General features: G+C 66.2%; 13 protein-coding genes and 1 pseudogene. 4 read left to right on the forward strand and 10 right to left on the reverse strand.

Annotated elements, in window-relative coordinates:
- Positions 1-17: 17 nt before the first annotated feature.
- The 4 genes from EV683_RS05450 to pssA form a co-directional block, all read right to left on the reverse strand.
- Positions 18-590 carry a xanthine phosphoribosyltransferase gene (locus tag EV683_RS05450; protein WP_131862107.1) on the reverse strand — a complete coding sequence of 191 codons (573 nt, stop codon included), beginning with the start codon at positions 588-590 and terminating at the stop codon, positions 18-20.
- 355 nt (positions 591-945) lie between these two features.
- The gene (gene bioD, locus EV683_RS05455; RefSeq protein ID WP_131862108.1) at positions 946-1572 is read right to left on the reverse strand and encodes a dethiobiotin synthase; all 627 of its coding nucleotides are present in this window, start codon (positions 1570-1572) and stop codon (positions 946-948) included.
- 377 nt (positions 1573-1949) lie between these two features.
- Positions 1950-3743: a 2-isopropylmalate synthase gene (locus EV683_RS05460; protein WP_066611164.1), complete on the reverse strand. Its 1794-nt coding sequence runs from the start codon at positions 3741-3743 to the stop codon at positions 1950-1952.
- Positions 3744-3874: 131 nt separating this feature from the next.
- On the reverse strand, positions 3875-4633 hold the full coding sequence (gene pssA / locus EV683_RS05465) for a CDP-diacylglycerol--serine O-phosphatidyltransferase (RefSeq protein WP_131862109.1): 759 nt from the start codon (positions 4631-4633) through the stop codon (positions 3875-3877).
- Positions 4634-4804: 171 nt separating this feature from the next.
- Here pssA and asd point away from each other — a divergent pair, with 171 nt between their 5' ends.
- Positions 4805-5644 carry an archaetidylserine decarboxylase gene (asd, locus tag EV683_RS05470; RefSeq protein ID WP_066611162.1) on the forward strand — a complete coding sequence of 280 codons (840 nt, stop codon included), beginning with the start codon at positions 4805-4807 and terminating at the stop codon, positions 5642-5644.
- Positions 5645-5713: 69 nt separating this feature from the next.
- Here the strand turns inward: asd and ilvC are convergent.
- The 3 genes and pseudogenes from ilvC to ilvB all read right to left on the reverse strand — a co-directional run.
- Positions 5714-6748 (reverse strand): annotated as a pseudogene (gene ilvC / locus EV683_RS05475) (ketol-acid reductoisomerase); the annotation flags it as partial.
- A 28-nt stretch (positions 6749-6776) separates the two neighbouring features.
- Complete coding sequence (ilvN, locus tag EV683_RS05480) at positions 6777-7268, reverse strand: acetolactate synthase small subunit (protein WP_066611160.1); 492 nt, start codon at positions 7266-7268, stop codon at positions 6777-6779.
- A 12-nt stretch (positions 7269-7280) separates the two neighbouring features.
- The gene (ilvB, locus tag EV683_RS05485) at positions 7281-9041 is read right to left on the reverse strand and encodes a biosynthetic-type acetolactate synthase large subunit (protein WP_066611286.1); all 1761 of its coding nucleotides are present in this window, start codon (positions 9039-9041) and stop codon (positions 7281-7283) included.
- Positions 9042-9298: 257 nt separating this feature from the next.
- On the opposite strand from ilvB, the gene EV683_RS05490 reads away from it, so the two are divergent.
- Positions 9299-9814 (forward strand): RDD family protein, encoded by a 516-nt coding sequence (locus EV683_RS05490; RefSeq protein WP_066611158.1) that lies wholly within the window; start codon positions 9299-9301, stop codon positions 9812-9814.
- Positions 9815-9950: 136 nt separating this feature from the next.
- Here the strand turns inward: EV683_RS05490 and guaD are convergent, their stop codons facing one another.
- On the reverse strand, positions 9951-11258 hold the full coding sequence (gene guaD, locus EV683_RS05495) for a guanine deaminase (protein WP_066611156.1): 1308 nt from the start codon (positions 11256-11258) through the stop codon (positions 9951-9953).
- Between the two features lie 362 nt (positions 11259-11620).
- On the opposite strand from guaD, the gene EV683_RS05500 reads away from it, so the two are divergent.
- Complete coding sequence (locus EV683_RS05500) at positions 11621-12184, forward strand: MarR family winged helix-turn-helix transcriptional regulator (RefSeq protein ID WP_231879839.1); 564 nt, start codon at positions 11621-11623, stop codon at positions 12182-12184.
- A gap of 64 nt (positions 12185-12248) precedes the next feature.
- On the opposite strand, the gene EV683_RS05505 is transcribed toward EV683_RS05500, so the two are convergent.
- Together EV683_RS05505 and EV683_RS05510 are read right to left on the reverse strand one after the other, a co-directional pair.
- Positions 12249-12875 (reverse strand): lytic transglycosylase domain-containing protein, encoded by a 627-nt coding sequence (locus tag EV683_RS05505; protein WP_243694723.1) that lies wholly within the window; start codon positions 12873-12875, stop codon positions 12249-12251.
- Between the two features lie 2 nt (positions 12876-12877).
- A complete protein-coding gene (locus EV683_RS05510) occupies positions 12878-14587 on the reverse strand; it encodes a proline--tRNA ligase (RefSeq protein WP_066611153.1) in 1710 nt (569 codons plus the stop codon).
- Positions 14588-14797: 210 nt separating this feature from the next.
- On the opposite strand from EV683_RS05510, the gene kup reads away from it, so the two are divergent.
- A complete protein-coding gene (gene kup / locus EV683_RS05515; protein WP_066611152.1) occupies positions 14798-16672 on the forward strand; it encodes a low affinity potassium transporter Kup in 1875 nt (624 codons plus the stop codon).
- Positions 16673-16681: the final 9 nt, after the last annotated feature.

A 16681-nucleotide genomic window follows, 5' to 3' on the forward strand; every position in this document is an offset into this window, starting at 1 on the left:
GTGCGGGCGGGGCGCGCTCAGGCGAAGTTGACCTTGCCGCCGTCGAAGGACTCGAGAATGGCCAGCGACTCGATGCGCACGCCACATTCCTCGACCACCTTGCGACCGTCCTGGAAACCCTTCTCGATCACGATGCCCAGACCGACCGGCTCGGCGCCCGCCTGCCTGACGATGTCGATCAGGCCGCGCGCCGCGTGGCCGTTGGCGAGGAAGTCGTCGATGATCAGCACGCGCTCGCCGGCCGACAGGTAGCGGCGTGACACGCGCACCTTGTAGGTGGTTTGCTTGGTGTACGAGAACACGTCGACCTCGTAGGCGTCCGGGTCCATGTTCAGGCTCTGGGTCTTCTTGGCGAACACCACCGGCGGATAACCGAAGTGGCGCGCCGCCATACAGGCGACCGCGATGCCGGAAGCCTCGATGGTGAGGATCTTGTCCACCTTCACGCCGGCGAAGCGCTCGGCGAAAGCCGCGCCGACGCGCTCGAGCAGACCGACGTCCAGCTGATGGTTCAGGAAGTTGTCGACCTTGAGGATGTAACCGTCGAGCAGGCGGCCGTCGGTGAGAATTTTCTGCTTGAGTTCGTTCATGGCGGGGCGGGATAGCGCATTCGGTCAAAACCGAATTGTAACAAAGGCTTGGCCGACTGTCGGTCGCGCCCGCCTCCGCATTTCTTCATATCAAGCAATGCAAAGTTTTACCCGTACATTGCCGACGTCATGCCCTTCCGGCGCGCCATCACGCCTTTTTCATCATCTTGACAGGGCAGCGGGGTGATCGTTCGTCGTCAACAGCCACAAACGACGTCGGGTGCGCCGCGACAGCGGCGCCGAGCCGCCGCTGCGCAGCGCTAAAGTGCGGCATACCATTTGTCTTTTCAAAAAGACATTTATTCAAATAACCATTATAAATTTTTGAAAATACTATCCGGCGCCATGCCATACGCTAGCCGCCGTACGGGATCTCGAGTAGCAACGGCGCGGCGATATGACGCTTGAGCGTCGACAGGTTGTCGGCGTAGGCGGCCTGCTCGGGCACCACGCGGTTGGCGACCCAGCCGGCCAGCGTGAGGCCCGAGGTCTCGATCGCGCGCGCGGTCAACAGCGCGTGGTTGATGCAGCCCAGCCGCATGCCGACCACCAGGATCACCGGCAGGTCGAGCCGCGCGGCGAGGTCGGCCATGAACAGCGTGTCGGACAGCGGCGCGAGCCAGCCGCCGGCCCCCTCTACCAGCACCACGTCGGCGTGCTCGGCCAAGCTTTGATAATGCTCGGCGATCAGCTCGAGCGAGATCTTCACGCCGGCCTCGTGCGCGGCGATATGCGGCGACACCGGCGGCAGGAAGCGGTAGGGGTTCATCGCGTCGCGGTCGGTCTGGCCGGTGGCGGCGACCAGCCGCTCGACGTCGTCGTTGACCCAGCGCCCGTCGGGCAACACCTCGCAGCCGGAGGCGACCGGCTTCATCGCCGCGACGCGCCGTCCGTCGCGCCGCCACAGTTCGATCAGCTTGACCGCGCTGTGCGTCTTGCCGATCTCGGTATCGGTGCCGGTGATGAAATAGCCTTGGCTCATGAAACGCATCCCCTTCTTCGTTCTTGCCGTCCGGTCATCGCCCGGACGGTACAGACCATCTTTACGGACGGCAACGCCCGCATCCGCTGCATTTTACCCGCGCGGGAAGCCGGGCACGGCCGCGGCACGTCGCGCACGCGCGCCAGAGACGAACCGCCCGGCGCATACCGCATCTGCCCGAAACGGCCGGGCCAGTCCTGGCCAACACGCGTGCCCCCCCGGAAACGACAAGGCCCGCCGCCTGTGCGGTGGGCCTTGTCCTGAGGCGAAAGCGCCGGACGCACCGAAGGGCAGCGCCTTGTGGGTGCTGCCCTGGCCGGCCCGGCGGATCGCGCGCGGGGCGGCGGCTTTGTCAGATCGACCGCGCGGGTAAGCGCTTAAACCTGGGTTTGCGGATTGACCCGCGCCTCGCCCGCCAGTTTGTTGAGGGCGGAGAGGTAGGCCTTGGCCGACGCGACGATGATGTCGGTGTCGGCGCCCTGGCCGTTCACGATGCGGCCGTTCTTGGCCAGACGCACCGTGACTTCACCTTGCGATTCGGTGCCTTTGGTGATCGCGTTCACCGAATACAGTTCGAGTTCGGCGCCGCTGCCGACCACCGATTCGATCGCCTTGAACGCGGCGTCGACCGGGCCGGAACCCTCGGATTCGGCGCGCTTCTCGCTGCCGCTGTCGACGAACACGATCTGGGCGCGCGGCGGCTCGCCGGTTTCGGTCGCGACCTTCATCGACACGAACTTGTAGTGTTCCTGCTCGATGGTGATCATCTCGTCGGACACCAGCGCGTGCAGGTCCTCGTCGAAGATCTCGCGCTTCTTGTCGGCCAGTTCCTTGAAGCGCGCGAAGGCGGCGTTCAGCGCCTCTTCGCTGTCGAGGTGGATGCCGAGCTCGGCCAACTTGGAGCGGAAGGCGTTGCGACCCGAGAGCTTGCCGAGCGTCAGGCGGTTGGTCGACCAGCCGACCGATTCGGCGCTCATGATCTCGTAGGTCTCGCGGTGCTTGAGCACGCCGTCCTGGTGGATGCCCGATTCGTGCGCGAAGGCGTTCGCGCCGACGATGGCCTTGTTCGGCTGCACCGGGTAGCCGGTGATGGTCGACACCAGCTTCGAACTCGGCACGATCTGCGTCGTGTCGATGCGGGTGTCGACGTTGAAGATGTCGCGGCGCGTCTTGACCGCCATCACGATTTCTTCCATCGCCGCATTGCCGGCGCGCTCGCCGAGGCCGTTGACGGTACACTCGACCTGGCGCGCGCCGCCGAGCACGGCGGCGAGGCTGTTGGACACCGCCATGCCAAGGTCGTTATGGCAGTGCGCCGACCAGATCACCTTGTCGCCGCCCGGCGTCTTGGCGATCAGCTCGCGGAAGAAGGCCTCGGTCACCTTGGGCACCGCGTAGCCGACGGTGTCCGGCACGTTCAGCGTGGTCGCGCCGGCCTCGATCACTGCGCCGAACACGCGGGCGAGGAAGTCGATATCGGAGCGCAGCGCGTCCTCGGCCGAGAATTCGACGTCGTCGGTGTATTCGCGGGCGATCTTCACCGCCTTGACCGCCGCGTCGACCACCTGGTCCGGGCTCATGCGCAGCTTGTGCTCCATGTGGATCGGGCTGGTCGCGATGAAGGTGTGGATGCGCTTCTTGGGCGCCGGCGCGATCGCCTCGCCGGCGGCGCGGATATCGCGCTCGTTGGCACGCGCCAGGCTACAGACGGTCGATTCCTTGATCACCTCGGCGATCGCGCGGATCGCGTCGAAGTCGCCCGGGCTCGCCGCGGCGAAGCCGGCCTCGATGACGTCGACGCCGAGCTTTTCCAGCTGACGCGCGATGCGCACCTTCTCTTCCTTGGTCATCGCGGCGCCCGGCGACTGCTCGCCGTCGCGCAAGGTGGTGTCGAAAATGTACAAACGGTCGCTCATGGCGGGCTCTCTCTTTGTCGCGGTCGCCGTCGTCGCGGCCCCCGTCAGGTAGGTATTGAAGTCGAACGGTCGTCCCTGGCTGGCGGCCAGCTGCGCCAGCTTGTTCAGCTGGATCAGCGGGAGGCTGCCGCGCTCGCGCCACTTGTAGATCGCGGCGCGCGACACCGGCTCGTCGGGAAACGCCGCGTTCAGCGCGTCGGCCAGGGCGCCCGGCCCGCCAAAATCCGCGACCAGCTTGTCGATGTCCAATTGCACAGTTCGCTCCTTACTTGTATTGCAGCCAGCGTACGAAAAATCGGACAGCACGTCAAACCATTTTCGACAAAAAAAGCGACAGGGGCATAGACCCTTGTCGCTTTCGCGTCCAATGTAGACATTTTGTCCGATCAGACCGGTCTGCGCCTCCGCCCCAGCATCTCCCACAACGCCATCACGTAACCCGACGCGCCATAGCAGACAAAGAAGCCGAACAGCACCAGAGCCGGCTTGGACGCCAGCACCAGGATGGCCAGCAGCACCAGCAGCAGCGCGACGAACGGCACCTTGCGGCGCACGTGCAGCTCCTTGAAGCTCCAGAAGCGCACGTTGGTCACCATCGAGACGCCGGCGAAGGCGGTGAAGCCGAGCGCCACCCACGGCAGGATCGCCAGGTCGTTGTAGCCGTACTCGTGACAGATCCACACCAGGCCCGCCACCAGCGCGGCAGCGGCCGGGCTCGGCATGCCGATGAACCAGCGCTTGTCGGCGATACCGATCATGGTGTTGAAGCGCGCCAGCCGCAGCGCGGCGGCCGCGCAGTAGATGAAGGCGACCATCCAGCCGAGCTTGCCCATGCCGGTCAGCATCCACTCGTAGGCCACCAGCGCCGGCGCGACACCGAAGCTGACCATGTCGGAAAGGCTGTCGAACTCGGCACCGAAAGCGCTCTGGCTGTGCGTCAGCCGCGCGACGCGGCCGTCCATGCCGTCGAGGATCATCGCGACGAAGATCGCGACCGCCGCGTATTCGAAGTTCTTGTTCATGCCCTGCACCACCGCGTAGAAGCCGGCAAACAGCGCGGCGAGGGTGAACAGGTTGGGCAAGAGATAGATGCCCTGGCGCCGGAGCGTGGGCTTTTCCCTGCCGAGGGTATCGGGAGTCTGCATCTTCACTTTCCACAGGGGGCAACGGCGCGATGGCGCCGCTGCGGTTGGAATGACAAGCCGTCCATTGTAACGCGAGCGCGGCGGCGAGCGCGCAACCACGCCCGACCGGCCCGCCGGCACGAGCGGTGGTAGGCTATAATTTGCCGTTTTGACCGAAATCCGGGAACCATCTTGTCCGAGCGCCTTTTCGTCCAGCTGCAGCATGCGCTGCCCAAGCTCCTGATCACCCGATTGTTCGGCTTTGTCGCCCGCCGACGCGCCGGCGCGCTGACGCAATGGATGATACGCCGCTTCATCGCCCGTTACGACGTAGACATGAACGAGGCGGCCGAATCCTCCCCGCTCGCCTATCCGACCTTCAACGCCTTTTTCACGCGCGCGCTGAAGGCCGGCGCGCGACCGTTGGCCGAGGCCCGGCTGGTCTGCCCGGTGGACGGGGCGATCAGCCAGTTCGGCGCGATCGAACGCGACCAGATTTTCCAGGCCAAGGGCAAGACCTACAGCAGCCGCGCGCTCCTGGCCTGCAGCGAGGCCGAGGCGCGCCGCTTCGACGACGGCCTGTTCGCGACCCTCTACCTGAGTCCGCGCGACTACCACCGCATCCACATGCCGTGCGACGGCCGGCTGGTGGCGATGCGCTACGTGCCGGGCGAGCTCTATTCGGTCAACCCGGCCACCGCGCGCGGCGTCGACGGCCTGTTCGCGCGCAACGAGCGCGTCGTCTGCGAGTTCGACTCTCCGCACGGCCCGTTCGCGCTGGTGCTGGTCGGCGCGACCATCGTCGGCAGCATGGAAACGGTATGGCACGGCGTGGTCAACCCGCCGCGCGGCGCCGCGGTGCGTCACTGGGACTACCGCGACCGCGACATCGTTCTCAGACAAGGCGACGAGATGGGCCGCTTTTTGCTCGGCTCGACGGTGGTGCTGCTGTTTCCGAAGGGCGAGCTGCGCTTCAACGACGCCTGGGCGCCGGCGCGCGCGGTACGCATGGGCGAGGCGATGGCCGACTGAACGGAGCGAAGCAATCGGATGCAAAAAAGCCGGGAACTGCTCCCGGCTTTTTGCATGCCCGCGTCGGGCTTAGTTCTTCGACTGGTCGACCAGCTTGTTCTTGGCGATCCACGGCATCATCGCACGCAGCTGCGCGCCGACCTGCTCGATCGGGTGGGCGGCGTTCAGACGGCGACGGGCGGTCATCGACGGGTAGTTGGTCTTGCCTTCGAGGATGAACATCTTCGCGTACTCGCCCGACTGGATGCGGTACAGCGCTTTCTTCATCGCTTCCTTGGTGGCGGCGGTGACCACTTCCGGACCGGTCACGTACTCGCCGTATTCGGCGTTGTTCGAGATCGAGTAGTTCATGTTGGCGATGCCGCCTTCGTACATCAGGTCGACGATCAGCTTCAGCTCGTGCAGGCACTCGAAGTAGGCCATTTCCGGCGCGTAACCGGCTTCGACCAGGGTCTCGAAACCGGCTTTCACCAGCTCGACGGCGCCGCCGCACAGCACGGCCTGTTCGCCGAACAGGTCGGTCTCGGTCTCTTCGCGGAAGTTGGTCTCGATCACGCCACCCTTGGTGCCGCCGTTGGCCGCCGCGTAGGACAGCGCGATGTCACGGGCCAGGCCGGACTTGTCCTGGTAGACGGCGATCAGGGTCGGCACGCCGCCGCCCTTCAGGTACTCGGAGCGCACGGTGTGGCCCGGGCCCTTCGGCGCGACCATGATCACGTCGAGATCGGCGCGCGGCACGATCTGGTTGTAGTGCACGTTGAAGCCGTGGGCGAAAGCCAGGGTGGCGCCCTGCTTCAGGTTCGGCTCGATGTCGCGGTAGTACACTTCCGGCTGCGACTCGTCCGGCAGCAGGATCATCACCACGTCGGCGCTCTTCACCGCGTCGGCGACTTCCTGCACGTTGTGGCCGGCCGCTTCGGCCTTCTTCCACGACGCGCCGTCGCGGCGCAGGCCGACGATCACGTTCACGCCGGATTCCTTCAGGTTCTGCGCGTGGGCGTGACCCTGCGAGCCGTAACCGACGATGGCGACCTGCTTGCCCTTGATGATGGAGAGGTCGGCGTCTTTGTCGTAAAACACTTTCATTTCGCAATTCCTTTTGCTCGGGGCGGCACGCCGCCGCCCCCTTCGATCAGATTTTCAGGATTCGTTCGCCACGGCCGATGCCGGAAGCACCAGTGCGGACCGTTTCCAGGATCACTGCACGGTCGACCGCCTCGATAAAGGCGTTGAGCTTGTCGCTGGTGCCGGTCAGCTCGATGGTATAGGTCTTTTCGGTCACGTCGATGATGCGGCCGCGGAAGATGTCGGCCATCCGCTTCATCTCCTCGCGGTCCTTGCCGGTGGCGCGCACCTTGATGAGCATCAGCTCGCGCTCGATGTGCTCGGACTCGTTCAGGTCGATCACCTTGACCACCTCGATCAGCTTGTTGAGCTGCTTGGTGATCTGCTCGATCACGTCGTCCGAACCGTGGGTGACGATGGTCATCCGCGACAGCGTCGGGTCTTCGGTCGTCGACACCGTCAGCGAATCGATATTGTAACCGCGAGCCGAAAACAGGCCCACCACGCGGGACAGCGCGCCCGCTTCGTTTTCCAGCAGGATGGAAAGAATGTGTCGCATGGATGTCCTCGATCAGCTCAGGTTGCCGTAGTCGCGTTCGCCGGCGTTGCCGCCGTTGTCGCGCATATGTGCCGGCAGGTCCATCTCGTCGAGACCCTTGCCATTGCCCACCATCGGATAGACGTTTTCCGACTGGTCGGTCAGGAAGTCGAGGAACACCAGGCGCTCCTTCAGCTTGGCGCTGAACGCCTCGCGCAGCACGCCTTCGACGTCGGACGGCTTCTCGACCTTGAAGCCGACGTGGCCGTAGGCCTCGGCCAACTTCACGAAGTCGGGCAGCGCGTCCATGTACGATTCGGAATAGCGGTTGCCGTAGAAGATCTCCTGCCACTGCCGCACCATGCCGAGGTAGCGGTTGTTCAGGTTCACGATCTTCACCGGGATGTGGTACTGGCGGCAGGTCGACAGCTCCTGGATGTTCATCTGGATCGACGCTTCGCCGGTGATGCACGCCACCTGCGCGTTCGGGTTGGCCAGCTGCGCGCCCATCGCGTACGGCAGGCCGACGCCCATGGTGCCGAGGCCGCCCGAGTTCAGCCACTGTTTGGGCTCGGCGAACTTGTAGTACTGCGCGGCCCACATCTGGTGCTGACCGACGTCGGAGGTGATGATGGCCTTGCCGCCGGTCACCTCGTACAGCGTCTCGACCACGTACTGCGGCTTGATCAGCTCGTCGGAGAACGTGTACTTGAGCGAGTTCGGCGCGCGCCAGTCGTCGATCTGCTTCCACCACGACGCCAGCGCGTCGGCGTCGATGCGCTGCGGCGTCTGCTTGAGCAGGTCGAGCATCTCGCGCAGCACCAGCTTGACGTCGCCGACGATGGGCACGTCGACCTTGACGCGCTTGGCGATCGACGAGGGGTCGACGTCGATGTGCACGATCTTCTTCGGCACCGCGGTGAACTTGGACGGCACGCTGATCACGCGGTCGTCGAAGCGCGCGCCGATCGCGATCAGCACGTCGCAGTTCTGCATCGCCATATTGGCTTCGTAGGTGCCGTGCATGCCGAGCATGCCGAGGTTCAGGCGGTCGTCGCCCGGGAAGGCGCCCAGGCCCATCAGCGTGTTGGTACAGGGCAGGCCGAGCGAGCGCACCAGTTCGCGGACCTCGTCGGACGCACCGCCGAGCACCGCGCCGCCGCCGACGTAGACGTAGGGGCGCTTCGCCTCGAGCAGCAGGTTGACGGCTTTCTTGATCTGGCCCGGATGGCCGCGGGTCACCGGCACGTAGGAGCGGACGCTGACGCTGTCGGGGTAGTGGAACTCGGCCAGCGCCTGCTGCACGTCCTTGGGTACGTCGACCAGTACCGGGCCGGGGCGGCCGGTCTTGGCGACGTAGAACGCCTTCTTGATGGTCGAGGCGAGCTCGGCGATGTCCTTGACGAGGAAGTTGTGCTTCACGCAGGGACGGGAAATGCCGACGGTGTCGACTTCCTGGAACGCGTCCAGGCCGATCGCCGGGGTCGGCACCTGACCGGTGATGATGACCATCGGGATCGAGTCGAGGTAGGCGGTGGCGATGCCGGTGATCGCATTGGTCGCACCCGGACCGGAAGTCACCAGCGCGACGCCCACCTTGTCGCTGGAACGCGAGTACGCGTCGGCGGCGTGCACGGCGGCCTGCTCGTGGCGTACCAGGACATGCTTGAATGCGCTCTGTTTAAAGATGGCATCATATATTTCGAGAACCGCGCCACCAGGATAACCGAAGACGAATTCGACGCCTTCTTCCTGCAGGCTGCGGACGACGATCTCCGCGCCCGATATCTGCATCATTGCCTCTTGATTTGATGTTTGTTAGGTTTTAGTGAATGAAATTAGCCTAACAGGGAAAGCCCGGTCAAGCCTTTTTGTGCAAACGCAAAACGCATAAGAAGCAGGGGTTTTCCCCCTCGTCCGGGCCCCGTTTTGCGGGCTATCCGCTTGAATCGGGAAATTTAATTCTTATGGCATTTTTCTTCGCCCACGGCCCGCTTATTGCCGCGGCGCGCCCACGCTAGAATCGCTGTTATTTTTTGCGAATCCTCACGATGAATGCTCCGCTTCCCGACGCAGGCCTCGCGCGCCGGCTCGCCAGTCTCGCCTACGAAAGCCTGCTGGTCGGCGCGCTGCTGCTGGTCGCCTCGGCGCTGATCACGCCGCTGCTGACCGCGCTCGGCCCCTCGCTGTTCGCCACCCTGCTGTCGCAGGGCTTTTTCGCTACGGTGCTGTTCGCCTACTTCGGCTGGTGCTGGGTCAGGGGCGGGCAAACGGTGGCGATGAAGACCTGGCGCATCCGGCTGGTCGACGCCGACGGCCTGACGCTGCGCTGGCGCGGCGCGCTGCGCCGCTTCGCGATCGCGCTCGGCCTCTACGTCGGCCTGCCGGCGCTGTCCTACCTGGGCCTCGCCCGCCACGACGGTAGCCTCGGCCAACATCTGGCGATCGCGCTGCTGTGGTGGCTGCTGCTGCCGCTGTCGGCGTGGCTGGACCCCGAGCGACGCTTCCTGCACGACCGCCTGGCCGGCACGCGCCAAGTGCTGACACCGAAAAAACCCCGCGGCTGAGCGCCCGTCCCGCGCCGTCCGCGTCCCGGCTCCCGCGGCTCGGCCAACGTCGGCCGAGCCGCTGAGCGTCAAAAAAAAGCGACCGCCCGTGGCGGGCGGTCGCAACGACGAGAGCGACGGTGCGGCGGCGCGCCGCTCAGGCTGCGCGCGCGTAGACCTTCTTGCCGGCGACGTAGGTCGCGGCGATCGCGCGGTCGTCGCCCATGGTCATCTGGATGAACAGCGCCTCTTCGAAGTCCTTCGCGTACTTCATGCGGTAGGCGATGATCGGCGTCGAGTAGAGGTCGATCACCGCGAGGTCGGCTTCCTTGCCCGGCTCGATCGAGCCGACCTTGTCGTCGATGCCGATCGCCTCGGCCGAACCGCGCGAAGCGAGGTAGAAGGCGTGACCGGCCGACAGCGGGTAGCCGTTCAGCTGCGCCGCCTTGTATGCCTCGTTGAGCGTCTGCAGCATCGAGAAGCTGGTGCCGGCGCCCAGGTCGGTCGCCAGGCCGACGCGGATCGGGCGGCGGCTTTCCTTGGCCTTCTTGACGCTGAACGCGCCCGAGCCGAGGAAGAAGTTCGACGTCGGGCAGTGCGCGACCGCCGCGCCGGTGGCGTGGAAGATCTCGAGCTCTTCCTCGGTCAGGTGGATGCCGTGGCCGTAGATCGCGCGCTCGCGCATCAGGCCGTACTTCTCGTATACGTTGGTGTAGCTGCTGCACTCCGGGTACAGCTCCTTGACCCACGCGACCTCGTTGACGTTCTCGGACACGTGCGACTGGATCAGCGCCGTCGGGAAGTCGCGCGCCAGCTGGCCGACCATCTCGAGCTGCTCGGGCGTCGAGGTCGGCACGAAGCGCGGCGTGATCACGTATTCGGCGCGGCCGCGGCCGTGCCACTTCTTCGCCAGCGCGGCCGATTCGTCGTAGGCGCGCTGCGGGGTATCGAGCAGCGCCTCGGGTGCGAAGCGGTCCATGGTGATCTTGCCCGCCTGCACGCGCATATTGCGCGCCTCGGCCGCCTCGAAGAAGGCGTCGACCGACTGCGGGTAGACGGTACAGTAGACGGTTGCACTGGTGACGCCGTTCTTCAGGCACTCGTTCAGGAACACGTCGGCGACCTCGTCGGCGTGGTTCTTGTCGGCGAACTGCTGCTCGGCGATGAAGGTGTAGTTGTTCAGCCAGTCCAGCAGTTGTTCGCCGTAGGCGCCGATGATCTGCGTCTGCGGGTAGTGGACGTGGGTGTCGATGAAGCCGGGGACGATCACGCTGTCCTTGTAGCTGTCGATCTCGACGCCGGCCGGCACCTTCTTCAGCATGTCGGCGGCGGGGCCGACGTCCTTGATCTTGCCGTCCTCGATGAGGACGATGGCGTCGGACTCGTAGACCATGCAGTCTTTCATGTCCTTCGCGAAGGGGTCGTCCTTGAAGGTGAGCATCGCGCCGCGAATGGCTGTAAGCATCTCGATTTCTCCTGAATGGGCGGTTTCCGGTGTCGTCTGCGCCGCGGGTCCTGCCCGGCCCGCTCGCCGGCAGACGGAAAAAATCCACGCCGGCGCGCGGACTTAGGGCAATTCCCATGGCCGCGCAGCCGCGCGGCCGGTGCATAATAGGAACTGCCGGACCGATAAGTAGCTTTATATCAAAATTCTTACGATAAAGAATCTTTAGATCAAGCTTTTTGTCCCGCGGACAACAAGAACGACAGCGACCGCTGTCAGAACCCGCGCGCCCGCGCCCGCCGGGCCGACACGCGGCGCCCCGCCGCGACGGGTTCCGGGACATCGTGGAACTCGTGAAGCAAACCCTGATAATGGATAAGCCTGTGACCCTTTCTTCCCTGCCCCCGGCCAACGCCGTCCGCACCGATGTCCCCGACGCCGAAACCGCGCGCGACCAGATCGACCGCATCGTCGCGCTGTGGCAGGCCGAGCGCCCGGACCTCGACGCGTCGACGACCGAGGTGATCGGCCGCATCGTGCGCATGGAATATTTCATCACCCGCCGCGTGCTGGCGGACCTGGCGCGCTACGAACTGAACGTCGGCGAATTCGACGTGCTCGCCGCGCTGCGCCGCACCGGCAAGCCTTACCAGTTGCCGCCGCACCAGCTGCAGGGCATGGTGCTGATCTCGTCGGGCGGGCTGACCAACCGGCTGAACCGGCTCGAGGCCAACGGGCTGATCGCGCGCCTGCCGGACCCGAGCGACCGCCGTGGCGTGCTGGTGACGCTGACCAAGAAGGGCCTGTCCGTCGTCGACGAGGCGGCCGAGTTCCACCTGGCGGCCGAGGCCGAGATGCTCGCGCCGCTGGACGCCGACGAGCGCCGCCAGATGGCCACGCTGCTGAAAAAACTGTTGCTGGCGCACGACAGCCACGACGAGGAATGAACCCTATCGTCAGTAAAGCAAAAACGGCCGGGAAATCCCGGCCGTTTTTGCTGATCGCCAACGCTCAGCGCGCCAGCGTGGCGCGCTGCAGGTGCGGCGGCGGCGTCCATTGCCAGTGCGCGCGCATCGCACCGAGCACCAGGTTCGGATACTGCGCTTGGCCGAGGCTGCCGTTGTAGCGGCCGAGCGCGCGGAACAGGTTGCCTTTCTCGATGTCGAGGTAGTGGCGCAGGATGGTGCAGCCGTAGCGCAGATTGGTCGTCAGGTCGAACAGGTTGTGCTGCGGCGTGCCGATCGCGCGCAGCCAGAACGGCATCACCTGCATCAGGCCGCGCGCGCCGACCGGGCTGATCGCGTACTTCCTGAAGCCCGACTCGACGTGGATCAGGCCGAGCACCAGCTGCGGGTCGAGCCCGGCGCGCGTCGCCTCGTAGTGGATCGCGGTCAGCAGCCGCTCGCGGAACCACGCGTCCGGCACGCGCTTTTCGAGCCGGCGCGACATCTCGGCCAACCACGCCTGCCCCTCGCGCGCGTCGTCGAACACCAGCCGGGGCGCGTTGACGTCGGACACCGAGCGCGACATCGCCGACGCGACGTTGGCCGACAGCGCTTCCTCGCGCTGCGCGCCGGCCCACGCCGGCGCGGCGAACGCGACGGCGAGGCAGGCGGCCAGCAGCGCGCGGCGCGGCACGCTCAGCGACCCAGCCGGGCCAGCACGTAGCCGAGCGCGTCGCCGACGGCGACGGCGGTCGCCGCGGCGTCGCGGCGGTGCTGGTACTCGACCTTGCCGTCCTTGAGGCCACGGTCGCCGATGGTGACGCGGTGCGGCACGCCGATCAGTTCCCAGTCGGCGAACATCGCGCCCGGGCGCTCGCCGCGGTCGTCGAGGACGACGTCGACGCCGGCGGCCGCGAGGTCGGCGTAAAGCTGGTCGGCGGCGGCCTTGACGCCCTCGTTGCGGTCGTAGCCGACCGGGCACAGCACCACGGTGAACGGCGCGATGCTGTCCGGCCAGATGATGCCCTTGTCGTCGTGGTTCTGCTCGATCGCCGCGCCGAGGATGCGGGTCACGCCGATGCCGTAGCAGCCCATCTCGAAGAAGCGCGGCTTGCCGTCCTCGTCGAGGAAGGTCGCGCCCATCGCCTCGGAGTACTTGGTGCCGAGGTAGAACACGTGGCCGACCTCGATGCCGCGCTGGATCGCCAACACGCCCTTGCCGTCCGGCGACGCGTCGCCGGCGACCACGTTGCGCAAGTCGGCCACCTCCGGCTCGGCGCAGTCGCGGCCGAAGTTGGCGCCGGTGTAGTGCTGGTCGTCCTCGTTGGCGCCGATCACGAAGTCGGCCATCGCGGCGACGGTGCGGTCGGCGATCACGCGACCCTTGAAGCCGACCGGGCCGAGCGAGCCCGGCTGCGCGCCGAAGGCTTCGCGGATCAGCGTCGGGCTGGCGAAGCTCAGCGGCTTTTTCACGCCGGCGACCTTCTCGGCCTTGATCTCGTTCAGCTCGTGGTCGCCGCGCACCAGCATCAGCACCGCCTCGCCCTCCTCGCCCTCGACGACCACCGCCTTGACGGTCTGCTTGATGTCGACCTTGAGGAAGTCGACCAGCTCGGCGATGGTCTTGACCGCCGGGGTGTGCACCTTGGTCAGCGGTGCCGTGGCGGCCGGACGGGTCCCGGCCGGCGCCACCGCCTCGGCCAACTCGATGTTGGCGGCGTAGTCGGAGTCCGGGCAGTAGACGATGGCATCCTCGCCGGTGTCGGCGATCACCTGGAATTCGTGCGAGCGGTCGCCGCCGATCGCGCCGGTGTCGGCCGCCACCGCGCGGTAGCTCAGGCCGAGGCGGTCGAAGATCTTGCAGTAGGCGGCGAACATATTGTCGTAGCTACGGCCGGCGGCTTCGGCGTCGCGGTCGAAGGAGTAGGCGTCCTTCATGGTGAACTCGCGGCCGCGCATCACGCCGAAGCGCGGACGGCGCTCGTCGCGGAACTTGGTCTGGATCTGGTAGAAGTTCTTCGGCAGCGCGCGGTAGCTCTTCAGTTCGCTGCGCGCGATGTCGGTGACGACCTCCTCGGAGGTCGGCTGGATCACGAAGTCGCGCTCGTGGCGGTCCTTGAAGCGCAACAGCTCGTCGCCCATCTTGTCCCAGCGGCCGGTTTCCTGCCACAGCCCGGCCGGCTGCACCACCGGCATGCTCAGCTCGATCGCGCCGGCGCGGTTCATCTCTTCGCGGACGATGTTTTCCACCTTGCGCAGCGACTTCAGCCCCATCGGCATCCAGGTGTAGACGCCGGCGGCGACCTTGCGGATGAAGCCGGCGCGCAGCATCAGTTTCTGGCTGACGATGTCGGCGTCGGCGGGGGCTTCTTTCAGGGTGGAGAGGAAAAACTGCGAGGCGCGCATGGCGGAGGGTCCTTACGATCAGAATTCGGGCAAATGGGGTTGATTGTAGCGGCAAGCGGACATGGCGAAAACGCCGGCTCGCCGACGCCCCGCTGCCGTTGCGGCCCGCGCCGCGCGGGACTTGGCCCGCGGGCGGCCGAGGAGTAAGCTTCGCGCTGCCTCAACGGGCCTTGCTGCAACGCAGCACCCTCGACAAGGAAAGCCACAACAATGAGTTCTGACGCGCAGAACAAGAAGGCGCTCGCCGGCCTGACCCTCGCCGCGCTCGGCGTGGTCTACGGCGACATCGGCACCAGCCCGCTGTACACGCTGAAGGAATGCTTCGGCGGCCACCTCGGCATAGACCCGACCGAGGAGAACGTGCTCGGCATCCTGTCGCTGGTGCTGTGGGCGCTGATCCTGGTGGTATCGGTCAAGTACATCGCCTTCGTGCTGCGCGCCGACAACAAGGGCGAGGGCGGCATCCTGACGCTGATGGCGCTGGCGCGCCGCCACGTCCCGGCGCGCGTCGGCTGGCCGCTGCTGCTGCTGGGGCTGATGGGCGGCGGCTTCTTCTACGGCGAGGTGGTGATCACTCCGGCGATCTCGGTGCTGTCGGCGGTCGAGGGGCTGGAAGTGGTGACGCCGGCGTTCAAGCCCTACGTGCTGCCGCTGGCCATCGTCGTGCTGACGGCGCTGTTCCTGATCCAGCGCCACGGCACCGCCAGCGTCGGCCGGCTGTTCGGCCCGGTGATGATGGTGTGGTTCGCCAGCCTCGCCGCGCTCGGCGTGCACGGCATCCTGCAGAACCCCGGCGTGCTCGCCGCGCTCAACCCCTACTGGGGCGTGCACTTCATGGCCGAACACGCGACGCTCGGCTTCCTGGCGCTCGGCTCGGTGGTGCTGGCGATCACCGGCGCCGAGGCGCTGTACGCCGACATGGGCCACTTCGGCCGCCGCCCGATCCGGCTGGCGTGGTTCTTCTACGTGCTGCCGGCGCTGACGCTGAACTATTTCGGCCAGGGCGCGCTCATGCTCGCCGACCCGGAGGCGGTCAAGAGCCCCTTCTTCCACCTCGCGCCGGACTGGGCGCTGCTGCCGCTGGTCGTACTGGCGACGCTGGCGACGGTGATCGCGTCGCAGGCGGTGATCTCGGGCGTGTTCTCGCTGACGCGCCAGGCGGTGCAGCTGGGTCTGTTGCCGCGCATGAGCATCCTGCACACCTCGGACATGGAGATCGGCCAGATCTACATCCCGATGGTGAACTGGGCGCTGTTGGCGTCGGTGATCGTCGTCATCGCCGGCTTCCAGAGCTCGAGCGCGCTGGCCGGCGCCTACGGCATCGCGGTGACCGGCACCATGGTGATCACCGCCATCCTGTCGGCGACCGTCGCGCTGCGGAACTGGAACTGGCCGGCCTATGTGGTCGCGCCGGTGCTGGCCGGCTTCCTCGCGATCGACCTGCCGTTCTTCTCGGCCAACGTGCTCAAGATCTGGCACGGCGGCTGGCTGCCGGTGGTGATCGGCATCCTGATGTTCGCGCTGATGACGACCTGGCGCCGCGGCCGCGAGCTGCTGCTCGAGCGCATCAACGAGCAGGCAATCCCGCTCGAGGGCTTCGTCGAAAGCCTGGAGGCCTACCCGCCGACGCGCGTCGAGGGCACCTCGGTATTCCTGACCAGCACCACCAAGGGCGTGCCGCACGCGCTGCTGCACAACCTCAAGCACAACCGCGTGCTGCACGAGCGCGTGGTGCTGATGACGATGCGCACGATCGACGAGCCCTACGTGCCCGAGGCCGAGCGCGTGAAGGTGACGCGCATGTCGCCGTCGTTCTGGCGCGTCGAGGCCTTCTACGGCTTCAAGGAAACGCCGGACGTGCACGACGTGATCACCGACTGCGCGACGCAGGGCCTCGAGTTCGAGCTGATGGAAACGTCGTTCTTCCTGTCGCGCGAGACGCTGATTTCCACCACCCGCCCCGGCATGGCGCGCTGGCGCGAGAAGCTGTTCGTGTGGATGAGCAAGAACGCGCTCAGGGCGACCGACTTCTTCCAGATCCCGACCAACCGCGTCGTCGAACTGGGCGCGCAGATCGAACTCTGAGCGCGCGCA

The sequence above is a fragment of the Crenobacter luteus genome (assembly GCF_004345725.1).
GTDB classification, from domain to species: domain Bacteria; phylum Pseudomonadota; class Gammaproteobacteria; order Burkholderiales; family Chromobacteriaceae; genus Crenobacter; species Crenobacter luteus.